Genomic DNA, 23,318 nt, shown 5'->3' on the forward strand with positions numbered 1-23,318 from the left:
CTATCAGACAAATCGCATCAACTGTGGGAGCTGGCTTGCCTGCGATAGCCATAGGTATCTACACATTTATGTAGTGAGCGGGCTTGTCCCGCGCTGGGTGGCGAAGCCGCCCCAATAAAGACACCGCGCAGTTTCAGACAAACGCAATTCGCCTGGTTTGGGGCCGCTTCGCAGCCCAGCGCGGGACAAGCCCGCTCACTACAGGGATTTGTCAGCCTTTGAAAGTTGTGTAGATACCTATGCTGCGATAGCGGTGTGTCAGTCGCCCAATCTGGTGGCTGACACACCGCTATCGCAGGCAAGCCAGCTCCCACCTTTTTGATTACATTAGTCAGGGGCGATAGAGGTGCGCATGGCCAGCCCGATACAGCGACGACTCGCTGAAACTATCGTCCGCCAGCACCCGCCCCACAATAATCAGCGCCGTGCGCCGAAAGCGTTTGGCCGCGACCTTTTCGCCGATATCACTCAACGTCCCCACCGCCCAATCCTGATCCGGCCAGGTCGCGCGGTGCACCACGGCAATCGGGCAATCGGCGCCATAGTGCGGCAGCAGTTCGGCGACGATCTTCTCCAGATGGTTGACCCCCAGATGAATCGCCATGGTGGTGCCATGCCGCGCCAGGCTGTCGAAGTCTTCACCGGCCGGCATGCGGGTCTTGTCGGCATAGCGGGTCAGAATCACGCTCTGGGCGATGTCCGGCAGGGTCAGCTCGGTTTCCAGTAGCGCCGCGCACGCCGCTACCGCCGTGACGCCGGGAATGATCTGGAACGGGATGCCCAGCTCGCGCAGATGGCGGATCTGCTCGCCGATCGCCCCATACAGGCTCGGATCGCCGGAGTGCACACGCGCCACATCGTGGCCTTGCGCGTGTGCAGTCTTGATCAGGTCGACGATCTGCTCCAGATGCAATTCGGCGCTATTGACCACCTGGTCCGCCTGATGGCCTTCCAGCACCGCCGCCGGCACCAGCGAGCCGGCGTAGATGATCACCGGGCAACTGCGGATCAGTCGCTGGCCTTTGACGGTGATCAATTCCGGGTCGCCGGGGCCAGCACCAATGAAGTAGACGGTCATGGAAAATCCTGTTCAAAAACGTATGAGCATGAAGATTGCTCATGATTGCAGAGGGCGATTATCGGGTTTTCAGCCGGCGCAAGCCAACGCAAAGGTGGCTTGGGAGCTTTTCCTGCGGGTGATCAGCAGGCGGGCAGGGCTGCCTGTGAGCTGTTCAGCCAGGGCCAGGGCGGCGCTTTCCGCGACGCCGTAGCAGCCGGTATGAGCAAACGCGACCGCGGATCTATGGCTCAGGTGTTCGGCATAAGGCGCCAGTTGCCCAACGCTCAAGCACTGAAGCGGCAGGTTCAACAGCGCCGCCAGCGCCCGCAGGCCGGGTTCATCCTGCTTGCGGTCGATACTGGCCAGCGCACTGATTCGCGGGCGCTCGATACCGGCGTCGGCTAGGGCGCCGTCAAACAGGACCAGCAAGGCGTGAACGTCGCAACCTCGCTGGCAACCCAGGCCGACCACCAGCGTCATGCCGAGTATTGACCGTCGCGGTTGCGCCGGAACAGCCAGGCGCTGATCAGGCCCAGGGCCAGCCAGAATGCGACGTTGGTCAGCTGCGAAGCTATCTTGAACTGCGTTTCCAGCGCCTCTGGCGCCAGCATCGAATGCACCAGCGGCTGCGGCGCGCCGATCACATGAGGAACGACCAGGATCGCCATGCCCAGCGCCTTGAGCAGCCAGTTGCGGCCAAACACGACCAGGGCGATTCCAACAGCGGTAGACGCGGCGGTGCCGATCCACCAGATCTGCCGCTGCGCCAGGTCAGCGGCGGCGGTGCCCGGCAGCTCGGGCGGCAAGCCCAGGGTCGGCGCCAGCACGAAGGTCGCGTAGCCGGCCAGGCCCCACAGCAGGCCGTGAGCGGTTCGGGTCGGCGCGCGCAGGGTGTACAGGCCCGCCAGCATCAAGGCAAAACCGACGGCGACAACCAGATTGCCGCCAGTGGTGGACAGCACGCGCTGCCAGCCATCTTCTGGCTCCCAGGCTTCGGCGTCGTGGGCGTGCGCCGCAGGGCCGGCAGCATGCTTGTGCGCAATTTCAATCACGGCTGGGGCCTGTTCAAAGGTTTCCGCCTGCAGAATCAACGGGGCCACCCAGAAACTTTGCAGCAGGGTCAGTAGCAGGGCGGCCAGCAAGCCCGTGAAACCTGCGGTTTGCGCAATACGCTTGATCATGTCGGCAGGCCTCAGTGGCACGGGAACGCGGCGCTGTGGCGGGTATCGTGGGCAGCATTGTGCACCGCCTCAATGTGCGAGAAACCGGCGAAATACACCAGGCAGGCGCCGAGAATCGACGCACCGATGGCGGCGGCCAGGCGTTGGCTCAGGGTCGTGGTGCTGCTGGCGGAGTGCGAAGTGCTGCTGATGATCGACATGGCGCGTCCCTTTCAAATGTCTTGAGCGAACGAGCGCATGAAAACCCCGCGAGCCAGGCACGCAGGGTTTTGAACAGCGCCCGCCCACCGCGGGTTTGTTATCTGATTTTCGGGCCGGTCTCCGGGCTTGCGAGGGGCTGATTGCCTCAAAACGTCGCCTTCCCATGCCTGGGGCACAGTGGATATGACGCTTCGCTCGCTTACCGTTGCGGGGGCAGCACCGGAATGGTCATAACGTTATGACGCACCGGTTTCCCGTTTCACCCTGTGAAGGGCACCCGAAACAAGATGTGTAGAAGAACATGGACTCGTTATGGGCGTCAAATGGTCGTCTGGCGCGAACAAGCCGGCCTGTCGCGTTCGGGCGCGGCAGGCAGTGTCGGACTCAGATCAACCCTCAACCAGCTTGTATTTGCACCACACCGTCGGCGGTTTTTGGTTTGAGTATCTACGCAACATGTAGTCGAGGTTGTCCATGTCAAATCTTTTGTCCTCAGCTCCATCAAAGCCAAGGAAATTGATACCGATGTCTAACTGGCGAAGGATTGTAGGTCGGTCAAGCAGCTCTTTGGCAGCCGCTGTCGCTTCCGGGGAAAAGGTTCGAGTGGTCGGGCGCTGTCCGGCCGCCTCTTTTAGCTCATTAAAATTCACATATTCATCGTTTGCGCCGGTAGCGTACTCCCGGAAATGTTTTTTTATGTCCCCCAGTAATTGAAAGTCAGTTTTCCTTATGGGCGGGCACACCTTCTCCCTGCGCACCGCTCGTTTGGTGCGCGATGGATCGACTCGATCATCAGTTGAAGCCTGTTTGACTGCGGCTTCATTCACCGATGAATAAGTGGGCATATAGGCTGTATTTTGGGTTGATGCGGATACGGTCATGAGCCTGTCTCGTGGTTGTTTCAGTAAGGACATAACTCATCCAGAGCCTGTCGAAGCGAACGCTTCACAACACAGATGGACTGGATGAGCCAGTGATTCCGTGGCGTGCGCGCCATAAGCAGTTCCTGAAAGTTAATGTCGTCATATTGCGGATTCTTCGTTGTTTAACGTAGCCCTGGCGGCATGCTGGAGGCCGCCAACATTGACCCGCCCCCCCGCACTGCGTAGCCTTGCACCCTCGAGGTTCTTCGGCCCAGGTCGAAGCTAAGAAGGGAACGCGGTTCAAGCCGCGGCTGCCCCCGCAACTGTGAAGGGTTTATTCGACTGCCACGCCACTGCCTCAACGGGCGGGAAGGCGCAGCCGGTGCCGGTCGCAAGACCCGCAAGCCCCAAGCCAGGAGACCTGCCTCGCAACCGATTTTCAATTCAACCGGGCGGGGTGATCCGGTGACGAAATCCGCTGCTGCGCGCCGTCGCAGGGCCTATCGTCCCGTATGCCCGCCCCAAAGGGCATCCGATGAAAACACTGGCCAAACTTCCCGTCACCATCGTTACCGGCTTTCTCGGCTCGGGCAAAACCACGTTGCTGCGGCATATGCTCGACAACGCCCAGGGCCGGCGTATCGCGGTGATCGTCAATGAATTCGGCGAGCTTGGCATCGACGGTGAAATCCTCAAGCAGTGCTCCATCGGTTGCACCGAGGAAGAAGCCAACGGCCGCGTCTATGAGCTGGCCAACGGCTGCCTGTGCTGCACCGTGCAGGAAGAGTTCTTCCCGGTGATGCGCGAATTGGTGGCTCGTCGTGGTGATCTTGACCACATCCTCATCGAAACCTCGGGCCTGGCCCTGCCAAAACCCTTGGTGCAAGCCTTCCAGTGGCCGGAAATCCGCAGCGCCTGCACCGTTGACGCGGTGATCACCGTGGTCGACAGCCCGGCCGTGGCCGCGGGCACGTTCGCGGCCTTCCCGGACCAGGTGGATGCCCAGCGCAAACTCGACCCGAACCTGGACCACGAATCGCCGCTGCATGAGCTGTTCGCCGACCAACTGGCCAGCGCCGACCTGGTGATCCTCAACAAGGCCGATCTGATCAGCGCCGAAGACCTGGCCCGCGTGCGCCTGGAAGTCGCCGAAGAACTGCCGCCAGCAGTGAAAGTCATCGAGGCCAGCAGCGGTCGCGTGCCGCTGGATGTGCTGATCGGGCTGGGCGCAGGCTCCGAGGAGCATATCGACGGGCGCCACAGCCATCACGATCATCACCATGAAGGTGAGGATGACCACGATCACGACGCCTTCGACTCCATCTCCATCGACCTGCCGCAAGCCGACGAAGCCCTGCTGCTCGACGCCCTGGCCCAATTGGTGGTGCAGCACGGCATCCTGCGCGTCAAAGGTTTCGCGGCGATCCCGAACAAACCGATGCGCCTGCTGATCCAGGGCGTGGGCACGCGGTTCGACAAGCACTTCGACCGCGCCTGGGGCTTTGACGAAGCACGCGTCACACGCCTGGTGCTGATCGGCCAGGACCTGGACGCCGCCGGCCTCGAAGCGCAACTGCGCGCCGCCCTCAGCGCCTGACCCATGCACCTGCTCAGGACCCAGCCCGGTGGTTTCGTCTCGGACGACAACATCGCCGACCTTGGCCAGACCCCCGCTGAACTGGTGATCCTGTGCAGCGGCGACTCCAGCCTGGCGCTGCTTGCCGAAGCGGCGCAGCAACTGCCGGGCGATTACCCGACCTTTCGCCTGGCCAACCCGATGCAGGTGCAGAACCACGCGTCGGTCGACCTGTACGTCGATGAAGTGCTGCGCCACGCCAAGGTCATCCTGATTTCGCTGCACGGTGGCATCGGCTATTGGCGGTATGGCATCGAGCGCCTGGTGGAATTGGCCGAGCGCGGCGTACAGCTGATTCTGGTGCCGGGAGACGATCGTCCGGACCCGGAGCTCAGCAGCCTCAGCACCGTAGGGCCGCAGGAACGCGACCGCCTCTGGCACTTCCTGCGCCAGGGCGGGCTGGCCAATGCCCTGGATTTCTATCGATGCCTGGCCGCCGGTTACCTGGGCCGCGACTACGCCTGGGCCGAGCCGCAAACTCTGCCGCGCACCGCGATTTACCATCCGCGCCACGCCAATGCCCGCCTGAGCGACTGGCAGGCGGACTGGAACGCCGACTGGCCGGTGGCGGCGGTGCTGTTCTATCGCTCACATTTGCAGGCGGCCAACACCGGATTTATCGAGGTGTTCTGCCAGCGCTTGCAGGCAGCGGGGCTGAACCCGTTGCCGATGGCGGTGGCCAGCCTCAAAGAGCCGGGTTGCCTGGCGACCGTAGAGGAGTGGTTGGATGAAGTCGGCGCGGCGGTGATTCTGAACACCACCGGCTTTGCCCAATCCAGCCCGGAGGCGCCGCACCTGCGCCCGTTTCGCCGCAATATCCCAGTGATCCAGGCGATCTGTGCCCAGGACAACCAGCCCGGTTGGGAGGCCAGCGAGCAAGGCCTGGGGCCGCGCGACCTGGCGATGCACATCGCCTTGCCGGAACTGGACGGGCGCATCATCAGCCGGCCGATCAGCTTCAAGGACCTGGCCTGGCGCAGCGAGCGCAGCCAGTCGGACGTGGTGTGCTACCGCGCCGCGCCCGAGCGCATGGATTTCGTCGCCGAGCTGGCGCGCCGCTGGGTCGAACTGGCGCGGGTGGCTAACGCAGACAAACGCGTCGCGCTGATCCTCGCCAACTACCCGACCCGCGACGGCCGTATCGGCAATGGTGTCGGCCTGGATACGCCGGCGGCGGCGCTGAATATCCTGCGTGCCCTGCAAGCCGAAGGCTATCCGCTGCCCCAGGTGCTGCCGGAGAGCGGCACTGAATTGATCCACGACTTGCTCGGCGGCGTGACCAACGACCTCGACAGCCTCGACCTGCGTCCCTGCCATCAAAGCCTGGACCTGGACGCCTATGAGACGATGTTCAAGCGCCTGCCCGAAGCCAACCGCCAAGCGGTCCTGGCGCGCTGGGGCACGCCGCATCGCGACCCGATGTTCCGCGACGGCCGCCTGATGATCGCCGGCCTGCGCCTGGGCCTGACCTTTGTCGGCATCCAGCCGGCGCGGGGTTATCAGGTGGATGCCAGCGCCGTTTACCACGACCCGGACCTGGTGCCGCCCCACGGTTACCTGGCGTTCTACTTCTGGCTGCGCCATACCTATGGCGCCCACGCCGTCATCCACGTGGGCAAGCACGGCAACCTGGAATGGCTGCCGGGCAAGGGTGTCGGTCTTTCGGAAAACTGCTGGCCCGATGCACTGTTGGGGCCCTTGCCGAATATCTACCCGTTCATCGTCAACGATCCGGGGGAGGGCGCCCAAGCCAAGCGGCGCACCCAGGCGGTCATCATCGACCACCTGATGCCACCCCTGACCCGCGCCGAAACCTATGGCCCGTTGCGGAACCTCGAACTGTTGGCCGACGAGTATTACGAAGCACAGCTGCTCGATCCACGCCGCGCGCTGGAGCTGCAGAAAGATATCCTCAAACTGGTGCGCGAAACCCGTATCGACCAGGAGCTGGAGCTGGAGAGCGATGCCGACGCGGCCGTGTGGCTGCCGCGCCTGGACACTTACCTGTGCGATCTGAAGGAGTCGCAGATCCGTGACGGCCTGCACATCTTTGGCGAGTCGCCTCAAGGCCGTCTGCGAATCGACACCTTGCTTGCCTTGCTGCGCATCCCGCGTGGCGATGGTCGTGGCGCGCAATCAAGTTTGCTGCGCGCATTGGCCAAGGCGTTCGAGCTGGGCTTTGATCCGCTCGATTGCGCCCTGGCCGAACCCTGGACCGAACGCCGCCCGCGGGTATTGCAGCAGATAGACGCGCAGCTGTGGCGCACCGCCGGCGATACCCGCGAGCGCCTGGAGTTGTACGCGGCCCGCTTGATCGAGCAGGCGCTGCAAGGGCCGCTGGAACAGTTGGACGCGCCCGGTTGGGAGGATGTGAAGGCGGTCATCGAAAGCCTGCTTAGCGTGGTTGCGCCACGCCTGGACGCCTGCGGCCCGGCGGAGATGCGTGGGTTGCTGGATGCCCTGAGCGGCCGCTTTGTGCCCGCCGGCCCCAGTGGCGCACCGAGTCGCGGGCGTCTCGACGTGCTGCCGACCGGGCGTAACTTTTTCAGCGTCGACGTGCGCAACCTGCCCACCACCACCGCCTGGCGTATCGGTTTTCAGTCGGCCAACCTGATACTGGAACGGCACCTGCAGGACCACGGCGATCACCTGCGCCAACTCGGCCTGTCGGTGTGGGGCACCGCTACCATGCGCACCGGCGGTGATGACATCGCCCAGGCCATGGCGTTGATGGGCGTGCGCCCTGTATGGGCGACGGGCAGCCAGAGGGTGGATGACTTTGAAATCCTGCCGGTCAGCCTGCTCGACCGCCCGCGCGTGGATGTGACGCTGCGGGTGTCCGGCTTTTTCCGTGATGCCTTCGCCAACTTGATTCGCCTGTTCGACGCGGCGGTGCAGGCGGTGGCCGCGCTGGATGAGCCCGACGATATGAACCCGCTGGCCGCCAAAGTGCGCAGTGAGCGTGAAGCGCTGCTCGAGTCCGGTGTGGACCAGGCAGCGGCCGCCAGGCAGGCCGGCTGGCGCATCTTCGGCGCCAAGCCCGGCGCCTATGGCGCGGGCGTGCAGGGCGCGATTGACGGTCGCCTGTGGCAAAGCCGCGAAGACCTGGCCGAGGTCTACCTGAATTGGGGCGGCTACGCCTATGGCGGCTCCGACGAAGGCACCGCCGCCCGCGAGCAATTCGCCCAGCGTCTGAGCCAGGTGCAGGCGGTGTTGCAGAACCAGGACAACCGCGAGCACGACCTGCTCGATTCCAACGATTACTACCAATTCCAGGGCGGCATGCTCGCCGCCGTCGAAACCCTGAGTGGCGACAAGGCCGCCAGTTACCATGGCGACCATAGCCAGCCGGACCTGCCGAAGATCCGTACCCTGAAGGAAGAGCTGAACCGGGTGATCCGTTCCCGCGCCGCCAACCCCAAGTGGATCGAGGGTGTGAAGCGCCACGGCTATAAAGGTGCGTTCGAGATGGCCGCGACGGTGGACAATCTGTTCGCCTTCGACGCCACCACGGCACTGATTGACGATCACCAATACGCCTTGCTCGCCGATGCCTACCTGCTCGACCCCGACACCCGGGACTTTGTGCAACAGCACAACCCCGATGCCCTGCGCGACATGACCGAACGCATGCTCGAAGCCCAGCAGCGCGGAATGTGGCAAGAGCCGGGCGCGTATCGCGAGGCGCTGGAAAACCTGTTGCTGGATATAGAAGAAGACAGCTGAGATGCCGCGCCTGACTGATCGTTCCCACGCTCCGCGTGGGAATGCAGCCCGTGATACTCGGCGTCACAAAAGCGGACGCAGAGCGTCCACTGAGGCGTTCCCACGCGGGAGCGTGGGAACGATCCATGACCGAGGATTCGCATGACTGATACTCCCCATTTCCCGCTGTCCGCCGTGGTCGGCGCCGACGATTTGAAACTGGCGCTGTGCCTGACCGCCATCGATCCGAAGATCGGCGGTGTGTTGATCGAAGGCCCGCGTGGCATGGCCAAGTCGACCCTGGCGCGCGGCTTGGCCGATCTGTTGGCCAGCGGCCAGTTCGTCACGCTGCCGTTGGGCGCCACCGAAGAGCGCCTTGTCGGCACCTTGGATCTGGACGCTGCGCTCGGCGAAGGCCGCGCGCAGTTTTCCCCTGGCGTGCTGGCCAAGGCTGACGGCGGCGTACTCTACGTCGATGAGGTCAACTTGCTGCCCGATCATCTGGTGGACCTGCTGCTGGATGTGGCCGCCAGCGGCACTAACCTGATCGAGCGCGACGGCATTTCCCATCGCCATTCGGCGCGCTTCGTGTTGATCGGCACGATGAACCCGGAGGAGGGCGAGTTGCGCCCGCAACTGCTCGACCGCTTTGGTTTCAACGTGGCGCTGAGCGGGCAGACCTTGCCGGTCGAACGCGGGCAGATCATCCGTCGTCGCCTGGATTTCGACAGCGACCCGGCTAAGTTCTGCGCGCAATGGGCCGAACAGCAGGCGGCGCTGCGTGCGCGTTGCACCCAGGCGCGGGCGCAGCTGGACCGTATCGAACTGGATGACCAGGCGCTGGCGCAAATCACCGAGCGGTGTTTCTCCGCCGGTGTCGATGGGCTGCGCGCGGACCTGGTCTGGCTGCGCGGCGCCAGGGCCCATGCCGCTTGGCGCGGCGCCAGCGCTATCGCCGAGCAAGACATCGAAGCGGTTGCCGAATTTGCCCTGCGCCATCGCCGACAAGAGCAAGCGCCCCCGGCCAGCCCGCCGAGCGAAGGGCAGCCGCCTGAAGCCTCTTACACCTCATCGGCCCAGGGCCAAGGCCAGTGGGGCGACATGCCCGCAGCGGCGTTGCCCACGGGCGCTCGTCGCGACGTGCCGAGCTGGCCAAAAAAGCCCTAGGCATTCGCCCCCGGCCTGACACGGGGGCGGATGCCCGGCCCAAGTCGGGCCGACTGGACAGCGGCAGGCAGGGCAAGGCGCGCAGTGCCAGGCAGGGCTCGATCGATTGGCCGGGCACCTTGCTTGGCGGTCGGCCGCAATCCCGTGAGGATTTGCGGTTTCACCTGCGCACTCGCTCGGCCCATGAATTGTGGCTGGTGATTGTCGATGCGTCGGCGTCCACCCGCCGGCACCGTGCACTCACTGACGCCAAGGGCCTGCTGGCGCAACTGTTTGATGACGCTTACCGCCAGCGGGCACGCATGGCGTTATTGACGGCGAGCGGGCAGTCGCCCAAATGGCAAGTGCAGGGGCTTAAGGCGGCGAAGACGCTGGCGGGCTGGCTGGAGCAATTGGGCGCGGGCGGCGGCACGCCGTTGCTGGCGGCGCTGGCTGAGGCTGCGCAATGGCTGGCGGTGCGGCGCAAGCGGTATCCGGCCGAGCAGCAGCGGTTGCTGGTGATTACCGATGGGCGGCTGAAGGATGTGGCTGGATTACCCGCGCTGGAGTGCCCGGGGTTGCTGGTGGATATCGAGCGTGGGCCGATCAGGTTGGGAAGGGCGCAGGAGCTGGCGGTTGGGTTGCAGTTGGATTATCGGCATATTGATGATCTGTAGTGCTCGGGCCAACGCCTTCGCGAGCAAGCCCGCTCCCACATTCGATCGCATTCCAAAGGATGTACCCGGTTAACTGTGGGAGCGGGCTTGCTCGCGAAGAGGCCATCGACAACACCCCAAAACCTCAGCCCGCCCCCGGCACATTCGGCCAAAGGTCTGCCACCAGAAACAACCGCTCGGCCTCTTCCCATTCCTCACCGACCTGAACCAGCCGCACCAACAACTGCGCCGGCGCCATCGGGTTCAGGTCCGCCAGCCAACCCTGCATCTGCTCCTCGCTCCACACTTCATCCGCCGGGTAATGCGCCGGTGCCAGCCAGGCATGCCGGGGCAAGGGCTGCCAGCGGCCGGGCGGGCGCGTGCCGACAAATCGCAGCCAATCACGTTGATGCAACCAACGGCCCCGCAAATGCTGTGGATGAGCCCCGGCAGGCGGCTGGGCTTCGCCGGGCCAGGGGTACAGCAAATACCCGCCCAGCCACAAATGCGCATCGAACTGCTGGATATCCAGCGCGGCCAACGCCTCACGGCTCTCCGGCCGTGCTGATATCGGCAATTGATGCTGGGTCAGGTGCGCGAGCTTGCGGTCCAGCCGGTCATGGCAACCCGGGCCGAGCCACTGCGCCGTGTCCTGCCCGTTGCCGTCCTGGGGGGCCAGGTAGAGTTTGATCGCCAGTTCCAGATGATGCACGCCATCGCGGTCGCGCAGCACCATATCCAGCTCGCCGAGGGTGTGCCCGGCGCGGCGTATCGGCAGGTTGGCGGCCAACAATTCCACGCCCGGCGCGTGCTGCACGGCGAACTGCCACAGGCGTTCGTAATACAGGCCCAGGCGACGGGTGCGGGCCAGGCTCAGCCACTGCTGCAAGACGCTGCTGTCCTGGTCGAGCTGGCGCAGCCAGTGTTCGAGCAACTGCGGCGCCCGTACCCAGTCGCTGCCGGCCAGCGGGTGGCGTTGCGGCCAGGGCGTCTGCGCCAGCATCGGTGGGGCGAGCATCACCCACGCCAGGTCGCGCACTTCAGGGTGGCGAAGTTGACGGGGCAGGTTGTGCAGATCCGGGAACACAGTCATGGTCCGAGCATAGCCTTTTAAATTCAGCAAAGGTGGCTGAGAACCGTTGTCATCAAGGGTTCATGGCGACAAAGGATTTTGCCTGACGCGGCCTTTCGCCCATAATCGTTCTTTTTTGCCACACCCCAATCCCGCGGGAGCCCCATGGAGCAATTTCGCAATATCGGCATCATCGGTCGCCTGGGCAGTACCCAGGTGTTGGACACCGTCCGCCGGCTGAAAAAATTCCTGCTGGAACGCCACCTGCATGTGATCCTCGAAGACACCATCGCTGAAATCCTGCCGGGCCATGGCCTGCAGACTTCGTCGCGCAAGATGCTCGGCGAAGTCTGCGACATGGTCATCGTGGTCGGTGGCGATGGCAGCCTGCTTGGCGCCGCCCGCGCCCTGGCGCGGCACAACGTGCCGGTGCTGGGGATCAACCGGGGCAGCCTGGGGTTCCTGACCGATATCCGCCCCGATGAGCTGGAAGTCGAAGTGGCCAAGGTGCTCGATGGCCATTACCTGGTGGAAAACCGCTTCCTGCTGCAGGCCGAAGTGCGCCGCCACGGCGAAGCCATCGGCCAGGGCGATGCCCTCAACGACGTGGTGCTGCACCCCGGCAAGTCGACGCGGATGATCGAATTCGAACTCTATATAGACGGCCAGTTCGTGTGCAGCCAGAAGGCCGACGGCCTGATCGTCGCCACGCCGACCGGCTCCACGGCCTACGCGCTGTCGGCGGGCGGCCCGATCATGCATCCCAAGCTGGATGCCATTGTGATCGTGCCGATGTATCCCCATATGTTGTCCAGCAGGCCCATCGTGGTCGATGGCAATAGTGAGCTGAAGATAGTGGTGTCCAAAGACATGCAGATTTACCCGCAAGTCTCCTGCGACGGGCAGAACCATTTCACCTGCGCGCCCGGTGACACCATCACCGTGAGCAAAAAGGCGCAGAAACTGCGGCTGATCCATCCGCTGGATCACAACTACTACGAAGTGTGCCGCACCAAGCTTGGCTGGGGCAGCCGCTTGGGGGGCGGAGGCGACTGATGCTCGATCCCGCGCGTAGCTACGACCTGATTGGTGACGTGCACGGATGCGCCCATACCCTCGAGCACCTGCTCGACCTGCTGGGTTATCACAAGCAGGGCGGCACCTGGCGTCATCCGTCACGCATGGCGGTGTTCCTCGGCGATATTATCGACCGTGGCCCGCGTATCCGTGAGGCGCTGCACATCGTCCACGACATGACCGAGGCCGGCCAGGCGCTGTGCATCATGGGCAACCATGAGTTCAATGCGCTGGGCTGGACCACCCAGGCGCCGCCCGGCAGTGGCCGGCAGTTCGTGCGCGAGCACACCCCACGGCATGCGCGCCTGATCCAGGAAACCCTGACTCAGTTCGAGCAGCACCCCGCCGACTGGCGCGACTTCCTCGACTGGTTCTACGACATGCCACTGTTCGTCGACGCCGGGCGCTTCCGCGTGGTGCATGCCTGCTGGGATCAGGGCGTGATCGAGCCGCTGCGCGCGACCTTCCCGGACGGCTGCATTGACCAGCACTTCCTGCAGGCCGCCGCCGTGCCCGGCAGTTTCGCCTGCAATGCGTTCGACCGCCTGCTGCGCGGCACCGACATGCGCCTGCCCGATGGCCTCACGCTGACCGGTGGCGACGGGCTGACGCGTTCGTTCTTCCGCACCAAGTTCTGGGAAGACGACCCGAAAACCTACGGCGACATCGTGTTCCAGCCCGACGCATTGCCGGAGCCGGTGGCGCGTACGCCGCTGTCATCCGCACAAAAGAATTCCCTGCTGCGCTATGGCGTCGACGAGCCCCTGTTGTTCGTCGGCCATTACTGGCGCAGCGGCACACCGGCCCCGATCCGCCCCAACCTGGCCTGCCTGGACTACAGCGCGGTGCTGTACGGCAAACTGGTAGCGTATCGCCTGGACCAGGAAACGCGGCTGGACCCGCATAAGTTCGTATGGGTCGACGTAGAGCGGCCCGAGGTGATCGCATGAGTACCGTGCCTGTATTGCGCTTGCCCCTGAGCGTCGACCTGGGTGGTTTCGTCAAGTTGCTGCAACGCATGCAAGTGCCTCATCGTGTCAGCGAAGAAGCGGGAGAGCAGGTGCTATGGGTGCCCGAAACCATCAGTGACGACGTGCGCGTGTTGTACCAGCGTTTTCCCGCCGGTGACCCGGACCGGCAACTGGATATTCCCGAGCAGGCACCGGTTGTGCGTCTGAGCTTCCTCCAGCAAGTGCGCCAAAGCCCGATAACGGCCCTGGTGCTGCTGGCGAGCATGATTGTGGGGGCGGTGACCTTGCTCGGCGAAAACCTGCAAGCCATGAGCTGGCTGACCTTCCTGCCGTTTCGCATTCTCGGTGAGTACATCCAGTTCACGCCCCTGGCCGATAGCCTGGCGTCGGGGCAGTGGTGGCGCCTGGTCACGCCCATGCTGATCCACTTCGGTATCCTGCACCTGGCCATGAACGGCATGTGGTATTGGGAGCTGGGACGGCGCATCGAGGCACGCCAGGGCAGTATCAACTTGCTGGGCTTGACCCTGTTGTTCAGCCTGGTCTCCAACTACGCGCAATACGCCTATGGCGGCCCCGGCCTGTTCGGCGGTTTGTCCGGCGTGTTGTATGGCCTGCTCGGGCATTGCTGGATTTTCCACTTATTGTCGCCCAACCCGGCGTATCGCTTGCCCCGCGGTGTGCTGGCGATGATGCTGATCTGGTTGGTGCTGTGCATGTCGGGGCTGGTTTCGATGATCGGTTTCGGCGAGATCGCCAACGCGGCTCATGTGGGCGGCCTGGTTATCGGTTGCCTGACCGGTTTGCTGGGCGGTCTTTATAACCGTCGCAAGTCTTCTATTTGATAAGGAAGAGCTTCATGTCCTCTTTTGCTGAAATGATCGAAAACATTACGCCGGACATCTATGAGAGCCTCAAGCTCGCCGTGGAAATCGGCAAGTGGTCCGATGGCCGCAAGCTCACCGCCGAGCAGCGTGAGCTGTCGTTGCAGGCGATGATCGCCTGGGAACTGCAGAACCTGCCGGAAGAGCAGCGTACCGGCTACATGGGCCCGCAGGAATGCCAGTCGAAATCGACCACCGTGCCGAACATTCTGTTCAAGTCGGATGCGATCCATTGATTGAAATCGGTCGTGGTGCAGTCAGCAAGATGTCGGCGCAACTCGGTGAGCCGACCGTTCAATACGCGTTTCGCCTGGGCGACACCGAGGTGCCGGTCAACCCGTTGATCGGCACGCACGTGCGCCTGGAGTACCTCGGCGCCATTCATTGCAGCCATTGCGGCCGCAGGACCAAGACCAGCTTCAGCCAGGGTTATTGCTACCCGTGCATGACCAAGCTGGCCCAGTGCGACTTGTGCATCATGAGCCCCGAGCGTTGCCATTACGAGGCCGGCACCTGCCGCGATCCAGGCTGGGGCGAGACCTTTTGCATGACCGACCACGTGGTGTACCTGGCGAATTCGTCGGGGATCAAGGTCGGCATTACCCGCGCCACCCAGTTGCCGACGCGCTGGCTCGACCAGGGCGCCAGCCAGGCGCTGCCGATCATGCGCGTGGCGACCCGCCAGCAATCGGGTTTCGTCGAAGACGTATTGCGCAGCCAGGTCGCCGACAAGACCAACTGGCGCGCGCTGCTCAAGGGCGATGCGCAGCCTGTGGACCTCAAGCAGGTGCGTGACGCGCTGTTCGCCTCGTGCGCCGAGGGCCTGCTGAATCTGCAGGAACGCTTCGGCCTACAGGCCATCCAAACCATTGCCGACATCGAGCCGATCGAAATCCGCTACCCGGTCGAGCAGTATCCGGCCAAGATCGTCAGCTTCAACCTGGACAAGAACCCGATTGCCGAAGGCACGCTGCTCGGGGTCAAGGGCCAATACCTGATCTTCGACACCGGCGTTATCAATATTCGTAAGTACACGGCCTACCAGCTCGCCGTGCATCAGTAGAAGGATGCCACCCATGCGCACCGAACAACCGAAGATGATTTACCTGAAGGACTATCAGGCGCCGGACTACCTGATCGACGAGACGCACCTGACCTTCGAGTTGTTCGAGGACCACAGCCTGGTCCACGCGCAACTGGTGATGCGCCGCAATCCCGAGCGCGGCGCAGGTTTGCCGCCGCTTGTGCTGGATGGCCAGCAGCTGGAGCTGTTGAGCGTGAACCTCGCCGACCTGGCATTGACTGCGGCTGATTATCAACTGACCGACAGCCACCTGACGGTGCATCCGCAGAGTGCGACGTTTACCCTGGATACCACGGTAAAAATCCACCCGGAAACCAACACTGCCCTGGAAGGCTTGTACAAGTCGGGCAGCATGTTCTGCACCCAGTGCGAGGCCGAAGGCTTTCGCAAGATCACGTACTACCTCGACCGTCCGGACGTGATGAGCACCTTCACCACCACGGTGATCGCCGAACAACACCGCTATCCGATCCTGTTATCCAACGGTAACCCGATCGCCAGCGGCCCCGGTGAAGATGGCCGCCACTGGGCCACCTGGGAAGACCCGTTCAAGAAACCCGCGTACCTGTTCGCCCTGGTGGCCGGTGACCTGTGGTGCGTCGAAGACACCTTCACCACCATGACCGACCGCACCGTGGCACTGCGCATTTATGTCGAGCCGGAAAACATCGACAAGTGCCAGCACGCCATGACCAGCCTGAAAAAATCCATGCGCTGGGACGAAGAAACCTATGGGCGCGAGTACGACCTCGACATCTTCATGATCGTCGCGGTGAACGACTTCAACATGGGCGCCATGGAAAACAAGGGCCTGAATATCTTCAACTCCAGCGCCGTACTGGCCCGCGCCGAAACCGCCACCGACGCTGCGCACCAGCGGGTCGAGGCGATCGTTGCCCATGAATATTTCCACAACTGGTCGGGCAACCGCGTGACCTGCCGCGACTGGTTCCAGCTTTCGCTCAAGGAAGGTTTCACGGTGTTCCGTGACTCGGGCTTCTCTGCCGACATGAATTCGGCCACGGTCAAGCGCATCCAGGACGTGGCGTACCTGCGTACCCACCAGTTCGCCGAAGATGCCGGCCCGATGGCCCACGCCGTGCGCCCGGACAGCTTTATCGAAATCTCCAATTTCTACACCCTGACCGTCTACGAAAAAGGCTCGGAAGTGGTCGGCATGATCCATACCTTGCTTGGTGCCGAAGGCTTTCGCAAAGGCAGCGACCTGTACTTCGAACGCCATGACGGCCAGGCCGTGACCTGCGACGATTTCATCAAGGCCATGGAAGACGCGAACGGCGCCGACCTGACTCAGTTCAAACGCTGGTACAGCCAGGCCGGTACGCCGCGCCTGGCGGTGAGCGAGTCGTTTGATGCCGCGGCGAAAACCTACAGCCTGACCTTCCGCCAGAGCTGCCCGGAAACCCCGGACAAGGTGGAAAAACTGCCGTTCGTGATTCCGGTCGAGCTGGGCCTGCTGGACGCAAAGGGCGAGGGTATCGCCCTGCGCCTGGCCGGTGAAGCGGCTGCTGGCGCCACGTCGCGCGTGATCTCGGTAACCGAGGCCGAGCAGACCTTTACCTTCGTGGATATCGCTGAGCAACCTTTGCCTTCGCTGCTGCGCGGTTTCTCGGCGCCGGTGAAACTGAGCTTTCCGTACAGCCGTGACCAGTTGATGTTCCTGATGCAGCATGACAGCGATGGCTTCAACCGCTGGGATGCCGGCCAGCAGTTGTCGGTGCAGGTGTTGCAGGAACTGGTTGGCCAGTATCAACAAGGCCAGGCCTTGCATATGGATCAGCGCCTGATCGCCGCATTGCGCAGTGTATTGAGCGACGAGACGCTGGACCAGGCGATGGTCGCGGAAATGCTGTCGTTGCCGGGCGAGGCTTATCTCACGGAAATCAGCGAAGTGGCGGATGTAGACGCCATCCACGCCGCCCGCGAATATGCGCGCAAGCAACTGGCCGACAACCTGCATGAAGAACTGTGGCTGCGTTACCAGGCCAATCGCGAGCTGTCCAAGCAAACGCCGTATGTCGCGGCGGCCGAGCACTTTGCCCGTCGCGCGTTGCAGAACATCGCGCTGTCGTACCTGATGCTCAGCGGTAAGCCTGAAGTACTGGCGGCGACACTGGACCAATTCGACACCAGCGACAACATGACCGAGCGCCTCACCGCGCTGGCGGTGCTGGTGAACTCGCCGTTCGAAGCCGAGAAGGCCCAGGCGCTGGCCGTGTTTGCCGAGAACTTCAAGGACAATCCGCTGGTCATGGACCAATGGTTCAGCGTGCAGGCCGGCAGCACCTTGCAGGGTGGGCTGGAGCGGGTCAAGGCGTTGATGGAGCACCCGGCGTTCACGCTCAAGAATCCGAACAAGGTGCGCGCGTTGATTGGCGCATTTGCCGGGCAGAACCTGATCAACTTCCACGCCGCCGACGGTTCGGGTTATCGCTTCCTGGCGGACCTGGTGATCCAGCTCAATGGCTTCAACCCGCAGATTGCTTCGCGCCAGTTGGCGCCACTGACGCGCTGGCGTAAATACGACAGCGCGCGCCAGGCGCTGATGAAAGCGGAACTGGAGCGCATCCTCGCGTCTGGCGAGCTGTCGAGCGATGTGTTCGAAGTGGTCAGCAAGAGCCTTGCCTGAGCTGATTCACTGATAGGCGTTGGCCGGTATCTACACAACTTTGTAGTGAGCGGGCTTGCCCCGCGCGGGGCAAGCCCTAATGCCAGTCAGTTAAGCGCAATCCCCTGTGGGAGCGGGCTTGCTCGCGAAAGCGGTGGGTCAGTCAACATCAATGTTTGCAGGGCCGACGTCTTCGCGAGCAAGCCCGCTCCCACATTTGATCTTCGTTGCTTTAAGCATTGCGTTCGCTTAACTGATCGGCATTAGGGCAAGCCCGCTCACTACAGGTGGTATCGAGTTAAATCAAAACACGCGGGCGTAGCGCAGGTTCATCCGGAAGTTTTCCCTGGGGCCGTTCTCCACGGAAAGGTCCTTGCCCAACTGCAGTTGGATCTGGTCCTGGGCGGTGAAGAACTTGGTGGCCGTCACGCGGAAGTTGGTGGTGCCCATTTCGTTATCCTGGTTGACATGCTCGACGTTGGTTTCGCCGGCCCAGGTCCGTCCGAAGCCGATACCGAACGCGGTGGTGGCGTCAGGCATATAACGCCCCATCACCTGAGCCGCGTAGGAAACATCCTGCTTGAGACGGTCGCCATTGGTACCGAAATCGGTGTTATCGCCATACCAGGTCGCGCCGCCCACCAGGTCCATCGCCCAGTGCTCGGTGAAATGCTTGACGTAGGCACTCTGCAATTCGAATTTCCAGCGGTTTTCACCGATGTTCAGTGCGTCGTCCTTGTCGTAAGTGCCGGTGGGCACATAGACATAGGGCGCGATGCTGAAGGTATCGCGGGCGTCGTTGAGCCGCCATTTGAGCGGCGCGGTCAGGATCAGATCGCCGATGCCCCGCGTGCTGCCCAGCGCCGAGGCATCGCCGCCGGTGGAAACGTGGCCGAAGGGCAACAGGAATTGCGGGTCGATGGTGAGCGTATCGCTCAGCGCATAAACATGCAGCAGACGCAGGATGCCGACGTCGGAGTTCAGGTTGAAATCCGAGCTGACCTTATGGCCATTGCTGTAGGCCGAGTTCGTGGTGGAGTGCTGGTAGTAAATCGCACCGATGGTCGCGCCGACGGGGTATTGCTCATAATCACCCGGGGCCACCTCGACCGCGTGGGCTTGCAGCGCGGGCAATACAGTGGCGAGTGTCAGCAGACTGAGCGTGTTTTTCATCGTGAATTCCTTGCAAAGGGATGCCGTGCCGCGCGGCTAAGGCGGCAAGGGAGCAAAAGTCCAAGTGGGCTGTAACGCCGCTGGCGTTCAGGCTTTCGCCGGTTGCGCGTCGCGCAGCATTCCGGTTTGCGGATGACAGTTGATGTATTCGAACACTTGGCTTTTGGCGTCCGATACCGACACTTCGTGGTACAGCCGCAGTTTTTTCAGGCCCGCCGCCACGCGAAAGAACGTCACGAAAATACGCAGATGGGTGGGGTGCGATTCGGCCCAGCGTTCGAGTTTTTCGAGCGAGCGCCAATGGCCGATGTTGTAGCTCAGGTCGAGAAAATTGCCGTCCAGGTCGATATTGCGCACGAACCGGTTGCTGTAGCAGCCCAGGGGCTGGCCGTTGTCCCGCAGGAAGTCCATGCCGTCCTGCAAGGTCGGCAGGATTTCATCGAGGTACAGCGAGCGTTCGTCCGCTTCGGCATCCGCCCAGTCCTGGCCGGAACGAATCAGCGCAATGTTGTCATGCCCCAGCACCACGACCCGCCCGCCTTTGGCAGGGTCACCCGCAACGACTTGCAGCTCATCGGACGGCTTCATCCAGTCCGTCTGGGAGATAGGGAAACGGTCGCGCATCGAGCCCCAGTAACCGTGCTCTTCGATTTCGCCACTGGTTGCGTCCATGACCGCGCCGACGCCCGGCAGGTTTTCCTGGAAGGCGTACAGGGTTTCGAACTGCTCGGCACGCGGCGCGGTGATTTCACGGAAGTAACCCAGGCCTTCACCGAGACGCTCCGGCGCGGCCCACCAGCTATTCACTTCGGCTGAGCGCAGCCAGCGGCAGTGGGAGGCCGGGTCTTTCCAGTAACCCACCACAATCAAATTATCAAAGCCGCTATTGTCGGTGTGGTGGGTCAAATCGTAGGTCTGCGGGCCATCGGGAAGGCTGAAACTGCTCACGATATGTCGCATGGCCTGCAACGCAGCCTCGCGTTGCGCCTCGCCTTGATATTGCACACCCAGATAAGCCATTACCACTTGTTGCAACTGCTCGTCAGCGCGCGCTACCCACATCGGAAACGGCGGTTGGTATTCCTCGGGCACGCGGCGAGACAGGGTGCGTGGGCATTTGAGATGTTTATCGATTGCAGATTCCATCTTGAGCTCCTCGTTATTTTTTTGGTTCAGGCGTACGGGCGGCACTGACGTCGAGATAATCGACGACCTGCCGTCGGTGCAGCAGCTTCAAGGCCCCCCATTCGAGCAGCCAGTAAGCCGATTCTTCGGGCACCAGGTCGCGGGTCTGCAGAAGCCAGAAGGCGTCAGGCGAGGGTTGCGAGGGTTGTCTGTGCATGGCGTGCCTCATCAGCGGGGGATTGAGCTGCTGTGAGGTAAAAATTAATCTGCACGGCGGGGGGCCGCTTTGTTTGGCAAGACAACCGTTTGGTTGGCCAGGACAACGTTGGCGGTGACGGTTGATCAGGATCTGCATTGGTGCGCCGCGCCCCGAAATGGACACAGGTAGCTTCGTGTAGTGAGCGGGCTTGTCGAATCGTCGCACCGCCCGCGCTGGGCTGCGAAGTGGCCCTAAACCTGGCGACCGGGTGCTACCAGGAACTCGGCAGTGTGTTTAGTGGGGCGGCTTCGCAGCCCAGCGCGGGGCAAGCCCGCTCACTACAACCGATTCGTGCATCATCGGGAATTGCGCCTGGTCTGATAATTGCTTGGCTGAAAAACCAGTTAACGCTTATCGAGTTCTTCGTATCGCTGCACCGAGGCCTGTGCCATGAACCCAAGCACTCAGTATTCGACCCTTGCCGTTGCCGCACCACGCCGCTTTGATTACTGGAAGGAAGTGGTCTGCCGCCATTGCCTGGCAGCCGATAGCAAGCCCTTGTCACAGAGCAGTTTTGACGGCGCGCTCGCGGTCAATACCGTGGGTAATCTGGACATCTGTTCGCTGTCATCGCCACTGCATTATTGGGAACGTTCGGAGCGGCATTTGCGTAGTGGTCCGGCCGAAGATCTATGGCTGGGTTTCGCCCGTAATGGCCACGGACAGATCGAGCAGGGCGCGCGGAAAACCAACCTGGCGGCTGGAAATTTGTTTCTTTATGACGCAAACCAGGCGTTTCGATTCAGCTTCGGTGGTACCGAAAACCACCTGGTGCGTATTCCACGCGCCTTGCTGACCGAGCGACTGCCGCGCATCGCCGATTACACTGCGATGGTCCTGGATGACCGACGCCCTGGTGTAATCCCGTTGCGCGAAATGTTACGCCAAGCGGCGTCCACACCGGCATCGTTGCAGGATGCGAGCATTTCGAAGCGTTATTCTGAGGCCTTGCTTGACCTGCTTGTTATCAGCCTGGAACTTCAGGATTTGAAAACGACGCATCAGGAATTGGACCTTTATGGACGCATCATGCAGTACATCCAACGGCACTTGACCGAGCCGGACCTGTCGATTGAACTCATCGCCCAGGCCCACAACGTGTCCACGCGAACCGTTACTCGCGCCTTCGCGCGCTACCAGAAGACCCCCGTTGCCGAAATCTGGAAAGAACGTCTGAATGCGAGCCGTGAAGCGATAGAGCGCGGCCAGGTCCGCAGTGTCTCGCAGGCCGCGCTCGACTTTGGCTTTTCAGACTTCTCCCATTTCAGCCATGCGTTTCGCAAGGCATTTGGGGTTGCGCCGAATACGCTGCTGCATCGCAACTGAAGGCGTTCGTTTGCGACGGTTTGGTGCTTTGGGCTAGGCGAGCACCCTATCCAGCCCACACTGCAGCTCCCACGGTTGCTGACCAATCAGCTCCCTTGTGGGAGCTGTCGATCTTTCAGCACTTGCAACGGCTCAGCGATTGAACCGCTCAACCAACGCATATTGGGTGGCCGCAGTGTTGGTCAGCTCCTTGCTCAGGTCCGTGGATTGATGCGCCTGTATCGAGGTCTGGTCGGCCAGTTCGGCGATGGTGGTGATGTTGCGGCTGATCTCTTCGGCGACGGCGCTCTGTTCCTCGGTGGCGGCGGCGATCTGGGTGGTCATGTCGGTGATGTGCGACACGGCCTCGCTGATGCCCACCAGCGCCTGGTCGGCTTCCAGTACCCAGGCCACGCCTTCCTGGGCTTGGCGCTGGCCGTTTTGCATGCTGTGCACGGCGTTGTTGGACGACGTTTGCAGCTGGGTGATCAGCGCGTGGATCTGCGTGGTGGATTGCGAGGTGCGCTGGGCCAGTTGGCGCACTTCATCGGCCACCACCGCAAAGCCACGGCCCTGTTCGCCGGCCCGCGCGGCTTCAATCGCGGCGTTGAGGGCCAGCAGGTTGGTCTGGTCGGCAATGCCCTTGATCACATCCACCACGCTGCCGATTTCGTCGCTGTCCTTGGCCAATTGCGCCACGGTGGCGCCGGTCTCGCCCACCACGGCGGACAGGCGTTCGATGGCTTCGCGGGTGTCGCGCGCCACTTCACGGCCACGGCTGGTCAGCACGTTGGCTTGCTGGGTGGCATCGGCGGTGCGCTGTACGTGGCTGGAGACTTCCTGGGTGGTCGCGGCCATCTGGTTGACGGCGGCCGAGACTTGTTCGGTTTCGACGCGCTGGCGGTCCAGGCCCTTGGAACTGGCGGTGGCCAGCTTGTCGGACTGCCCGGCCAGGGCGCTGAGTTGTTCGGCACTGTCCTGCAAACGGGTGAGGCAGGTTTTCAGGCGCGAGGTCTGGCTGAGAAATGCGGTTTCCAAGCGTCCCTGGGGCCCGCGGGCGTCGCTGTACATTTGCGCGATCAACGCATCCGACGTCGACGGCTCCACGCCTTGCAACAACCGCAAGGTACTGCCTTGACGCCAGTGCGAGCAGAGCAGACCCACCGGCAGCGCCACCGCGACGGCCACGGCAATGGCCACCGGCGCACTGAGGAACAGACCGGCGAGGCTGCCGGCCAGTCCGGTTGCCACATACGGCACGCAGCTCACGACGGCCGGCAGCCAGGCATCC

General features: G+C 62.6%; 20 protein-coding genes, 1 pseudogene and 2 riboswitches. Of the genes and pseudogenes, 11 read left to right on the forward strand and 10 right to left on the reverse strand.

Annotation, left to right across the window (positions count from 1 at the left end; translation table 11 throughout):
* Positions 1-331 precede the first annotated feature (331 nt).
* From cobM to ACLH0H_RS24380, 5 genes are all read right to left on the reverse strand, one after another.
* Positions 332-1,078, reverse strand: a complete 747-nt coding sequence (cobM, locus tag ACLH0H_RS24360) for a precorrin-4 C(11)-methyltransferase (RefSeq protein ID WP_411379976.1) — start codon at positions 1,076-1,078, stop codon at positions 332-334.
* A gap of 69 nt (positions 1,079-1,147) precedes the next feature.
* Positions 1,148-1,540 (reverse strand): cobalamin biosynthesis protein, encoded by a 393-nt coding sequence (locus ACLH0H_RS24365; protein WP_411379977.1) that lies wholly within the window; start codon positions 1,538-1,540, stop codon positions 1,148-1,150.
* Positions 1,537-2,241, reverse strand: a complete 705-nt coding sequence (locus tag ACLH0H_RS24370) for a CbtA family protein (RefSeq protein WP_411379978.1) — start codon at positions 2,239-2,241, stop codon at positions 1,537-1,539. Before ACLH0H_RS24370 ends, ACLH0H_RS24365 begins: the two co-directional genes overlap by 4 nt.
* 11 nt (positions 2,242-2,252) lie before the next feature.
* Positions 2,253-2,441, reverse strand: coding sequence for a CbtB domain-containing protein (locus tag ACLH0H_RS24375; RefSeq protein ID WP_307400720.1), 189 nt, complete (start codon positions 2,439-2,441; stop codon positions 2,253-2,255).
* Positions 2,442-2,535: 94 nt separating this feature from the next.
* Positions 2,536-2,738, reverse strand: a riboswitch (cobalamin riboswitch).
* A gap of 93 nt (positions 2,739-2,831) precedes the next feature.
* Positions 2,832-3,323, reverse strand: coding sequence for a hypothetical protein (locus tag ACLH0H_RS24380; protein ID WP_411379979.1), 492 nt, complete (start codon positions 3,321-3,323; stop codon positions 2,832-2,834).
* A gap of 224 nt (positions 3,324-3,547) precedes the next feature.
* Positions 3,548-3,749: riboswitch (cobalamin riboswitch) on the forward strand.
* A 91-nt stretch (positions 3,750-3,840) separates the two neighbouring features.
* Here ACLH0H_RS24380 and cobW point away from each other — a divergent pair.
* The 4 genes from cobW to ACLH0H_RS24400 all read left to right on the forward strand — a co-directional run bounded on the left by cobW (position 3,841) and on the right by ACLH0H_RS24400 (position 10,469).
* On the forward strand, positions 3,841-4,902 hold the full coding sequence (gene cobW, locus ACLH0H_RS24385; protein ID WP_411379980.1) for a cobalamin biosynthesis protein CobW: 1,062 nt from the start codon (positions 3,841-3,843) through the stop codon (positions 4,900-4,902).
* 3 nt (positions 4,903-4,905) lie between these two features.
* A complete protein-coding gene (gene cobN / locus ACLH0H_RS24390) occupies positions 4,906-8,667 on the forward strand; it encodes a cobaltochelatase subunit CobN (protein WP_411379981.1) in 3,762 nt (1,253 codons plus the stop codon).
* A gap of 141 nt (positions 8,668-8,808) precedes the next feature.
* Positions 8,809-9,813 (forward strand): ATP-binding protein, encoded by a 1,005-nt coding sequence (locus tag ACLH0H_RS24395; protein ID WP_411379982.1) that lies wholly within the window; start codon positions 8,809-8,811, stop codon positions 9,811-9,813.
* A gap of 53 nt (positions 9,814-9,866) precedes the next feature.
* On the forward strand, positions 9,867-10,469 hold the full coding sequence (locus ACLH0H_RS24400) for a vWA domain-containing protein (protein WP_411382460.1): 603 nt from the start codon (positions 9,867-9,869) through the stop codon (positions 10,467-10,469).
* A gap of 124 nt (positions 10,470-10,593) precedes the next feature.
* Here ACLH0H_RS24400 and ACLH0H_RS24405 read toward each other — a convergent pair whose 3' ends face one another.
* Positions 10,594-11,541 carry a DUF1853 family protein gene (locus tag ACLH0H_RS24405; protein WP_411379983.1) on the reverse strand — a complete coding sequence of 316 codons (948 nt, stop codon included), beginning with the start codon at positions 11,539-11,541 and terminating at the stop codon, positions 10,594-10,596.
* A 144-nt stretch (positions 11,542-11,685) separates the two neighbouring features.
* On the opposite strand from ACLH0H_RS24405, the gene ACLH0H_RS24410 reads away from it, so the two are divergent.
* Genes ACLH0H_RS24410 through pepN form a run of 6 tightly spaced genes read left to right on the forward strand, consistent with a single transcriptional unit; the run spans position 11,686 to position 18,186 of the window.
* Positions 11,686-12,576 carry an NAD(+) kinase gene (locus ACLH0H_RS24410; RefSeq protein WP_003217892.1) on the forward strand — a complete coding sequence of 297 codons (891 nt, stop codon included), beginning with the start codon at positions 11,686-11,688 and terminating at the stop codon, positions 12,574-12,576.
* The gene (locus ACLH0H_RS24415) at positions 12,573-13,547 is read left to right on the forward strand and encodes a metallophosphoesterase (RefSeq protein ID WP_411382461.1); all 975 of its coding nucleotides are present in this window, start codon (positions 12,573-12,575) and stop codon (positions 13,545-13,547) included. The genes ACLH0H_RS24410 and ACLH0H_RS24415 overlap by 4 nt, the downstream gene beginning before the upstream one ends.
* Positions 13,544-14,413 (forward strand): rhomboid family intramembrane serine protease, encoded by an 870-nt coding sequence (locus tag ACLH0H_RS24420; protein WP_411379984.1) that lies wholly within the window; start codon positions 13,544-13,546, stop codon positions 14,411-14,413. Before ACLH0H_RS24415 ends, ACLH0H_RS24420 begins: the two co-directional genes overlap by 4 nt.
* Positions 14,414-14,427: 14 nt before the next feature.
* Positions 14,428-14,688 carry a YeaC family protein gene (locus ACLH0H_RS24425; RefSeq protein ID WP_012723870.1) on the forward strand — a complete coding sequence of 87 codons (261 nt, stop codon included), beginning with the start codon at positions 14,428-14,430 and terminating at the stop codon, positions 14,686-14,688.
* Positions 14,685-15,515 (forward strand): DUF2797 domain-containing protein, encoded by an 831-nt coding sequence (locus ACLH0H_RS24430; protein ID WP_411379985.1) that lies wholly within the window; start codon positions 14,685-14,687, stop codon positions 15,513-15,515. Before ACLH0H_RS24425 ends, ACLH0H_RS24430 begins: the two co-directional genes overlap by 4 nt.
* A gap of 13 nt (positions 15,516-15,528) precedes the next feature.
* On the forward strand, positions 15,529-18,186 hold the full coding sequence (pepN, locus tag ACLH0H_RS24435) for an aminopeptidase N (protein ID WP_411379986.1): 2,658 nt from the start codon (positions 15,529-15,531) through the stop codon (positions 18,184-18,186).
* A 282-nt stretch (positions 18,187-18,468) separates the two neighbouring features.
* Here pepN and ACLH0H_RS24440 read toward each other — a convergent pair whose 3' ends face one another.
* The 3 genes from ACLH0H_RS24440 to ACLH0H_RS24450 all read right to left on the reverse strand — a co-directional run bounded on the left by ACLH0H_RS24440 (position 18,469) and on the right by ACLH0H_RS24450 (position 20,680).
* A complete protein-coding gene (locus tag ACLH0H_RS24440) occupies positions 18,469-19,338 on the reverse strand; it encodes a transporter (RefSeq protein WP_411379987.1) in 870 nt (289 codons plus the stop codon).
* Positions 19,339-19,425: 87 nt separating this feature from the next.
* Positions 19,426-20,484: a phenylacetaldoxime dehydratase family protein gene (locus ACLH0H_RS24445; RefSeq protein ID WP_411379988.1), complete on the reverse strand. Its 1,059-nt coding sequence runs from the start codon at positions 20,482-20,484 to the stop codon at positions 19,426-19,428.
* A 13-nt stretch (positions 20,485-20,497) separates the two neighbouring features.
* Positions 20,498-20,680: a hypothetical protein gene (locus tag ACLH0H_RS24450; RefSeq protein WP_411379989.1), complete on the reverse strand. Its 183-nt coding sequence runs from the start codon at positions 20,678-20,680 to the stop codon at positions 20,498-20,500.
* A gap of 432 nt (positions 20,681-21,112) precedes the next feature.
* Here ACLH0H_RS24450 and ACLH0H_RS24455 point away from each other — a divergent pair, with 432 nt between their 5' ends.
* A complete protein-coding gene (locus ACLH0H_RS24455) occupies positions 21,113-22,048 on the forward strand; it encodes a helix-turn-helix domain-containing protein (RefSeq protein WP_411379990.1) in 936 nt (311 codons plus the stop codon).
* A 132-nt stretch (positions 22,049-22,180) separates the two neighbouring features.
* On the opposite strand, the pseudogene ACLH0H_RS24460 reads toward ACLH0H_RS24455, so the two are convergent.
* Positions 22,181-23,155 (reverse strand): annotated as a pseudogene (locus tag ACLH0H_RS24460) (methyl-accepting chemotaxis protein); the annotation flags it as partial.
* Between the last annotated feature and the right edge of the window lie 163 nt (positions 23,156-23,318).

This window comes from Pseudomonas sp. MPB26, from assembly GCF_046605355.1.
Lineage (GTDB): Bacteria > Pseudomonadota > Gammaproteobacteria > Pseudomonadales > Pseudomonadaceae > Aquipseudomonas > Aquipseudomonas cedrina.

Excerpts from the sequence above, each read along its gene's own strand:
- cobM (WP_411379976.1), bottom strand. The coding sequence starts at position 1,078 with ATGACCGTCTACTTCATTGGTGCTGGCCCCGGCGACCCGGAATTGATC.
- ACLH0H_RS24365 (WP_411379977.1), bottom strand. The coding sequence starts at position 1,540 with ATGACGCTGGTGGTCGGCCTGGGTTGCCAGCGAGGTTGCGACGTTCAC.
- ACLH0H_RS24370 (WP_411379978.1), bottom strand. The coding sequence starts at position 2,241 with ATGATCAAGCGTATTGCGCAAACCGCAGGTTTCACGGGCTTGCTGGCC.
- ACLH0H_RS24375 (WP_307400720.1), bottom strand. The coding sequence starts at position 2,441 with ATGTCGATCATCAGCAGCACTTCGCACTCCGCCAGCAGCACCACGACC.
- ACLH0H_RS24380 (WP_411379979.1), bottom strand. The coding sequence starts at position 3,323 with ATGACCGTATCCGCATCAACCCAAAATACAGCCTATATGCCCACTTAT.
- cobW (WP_411379980.1), top strand. The coding sequence starts at position 3,841 with ATGAAAACACTGGCCAAACTTCCCGTCACCATCGTTACCGGCTTTCTC.
- cobN (WP_411379981.1), top strand. The coding sequence starts at position 4,906 with ATGCACCTGCTCAGGACCCAGCCCGGTGGTTTCGTCTCGGACGACAAC.
- ACLH0H_RS24395 (WP_411379982.1), top strand. The coding sequence starts at position 8,809 with ATGACTGATACTCCCCATTTCCCGCTGTCCGCCGTGGTCGGCGCCGAC.
- ACLH0H_RS24405 (WP_411379983.1), bottom strand. The coding sequence starts at position 11,541 with ATGACTGTGTTCCCGGATCTGCACAACCTGCCCCGTCAACTTCGCCAC.
- ACLH0H_RS24410 (WP_003217892.1), top strand. The coding sequence starts at position 11,686 with ATGGAGCAATTTCGCAATATCGGCATCATCGGTCGCCTGGGCAGTACC.
- ACLH0H_RS24420 (WP_411379984.1), top strand. The coding sequence starts at position 13,544 with ATGAGTACCGTGCCTGTATTGCGCTTGCCCCTGAGCGTCGACCTGGGT.
- ACLH0H_RS24425 (WP_012723870.1), top strand. The coding sequence starts at position 14,428 with ATGTCCTCTTTTGCTGAAATGATCGAAAACATTACGCCGGACATCTAT.
- pepN (WP_411379986.1), top strand. The coding sequence starts at position 15,529 with ATGCGCACCGAACAACCGAAGATGATTTACCTGAAGGACTATCAGGCG.
- ACLH0H_RS24440 (WP_411379987.1), bottom strand. The coding sequence starts at position 19,338 with ATGAAAAACACGCTCAGTCTGCTGACACTCGCCACTGTATTGCCCGCG.
- ACLH0H_RS24445 (WP_411379988.1), bottom strand. The coding sequence starts at position 20,484 with ATGGAATCTGCAATCGATAAACATCTCAAATGCCCACGCACCCTGTCT.
- ACLH0H_RS24450 (WP_411379989.1), bottom strand. The coding sequence starts at position 20,680 with ATGCACAGACAACCCTCGCAACCCTCGCCTGACGCCTTCTGGCTTCTG.
- ACLH0H_RS24455 (WP_411379990.1), top strand. The coding sequence starts at position 21,113 with ATGAACCCAAGCACTCAGTATTCGACCCTTGCCGTTGCCGCACCACGC.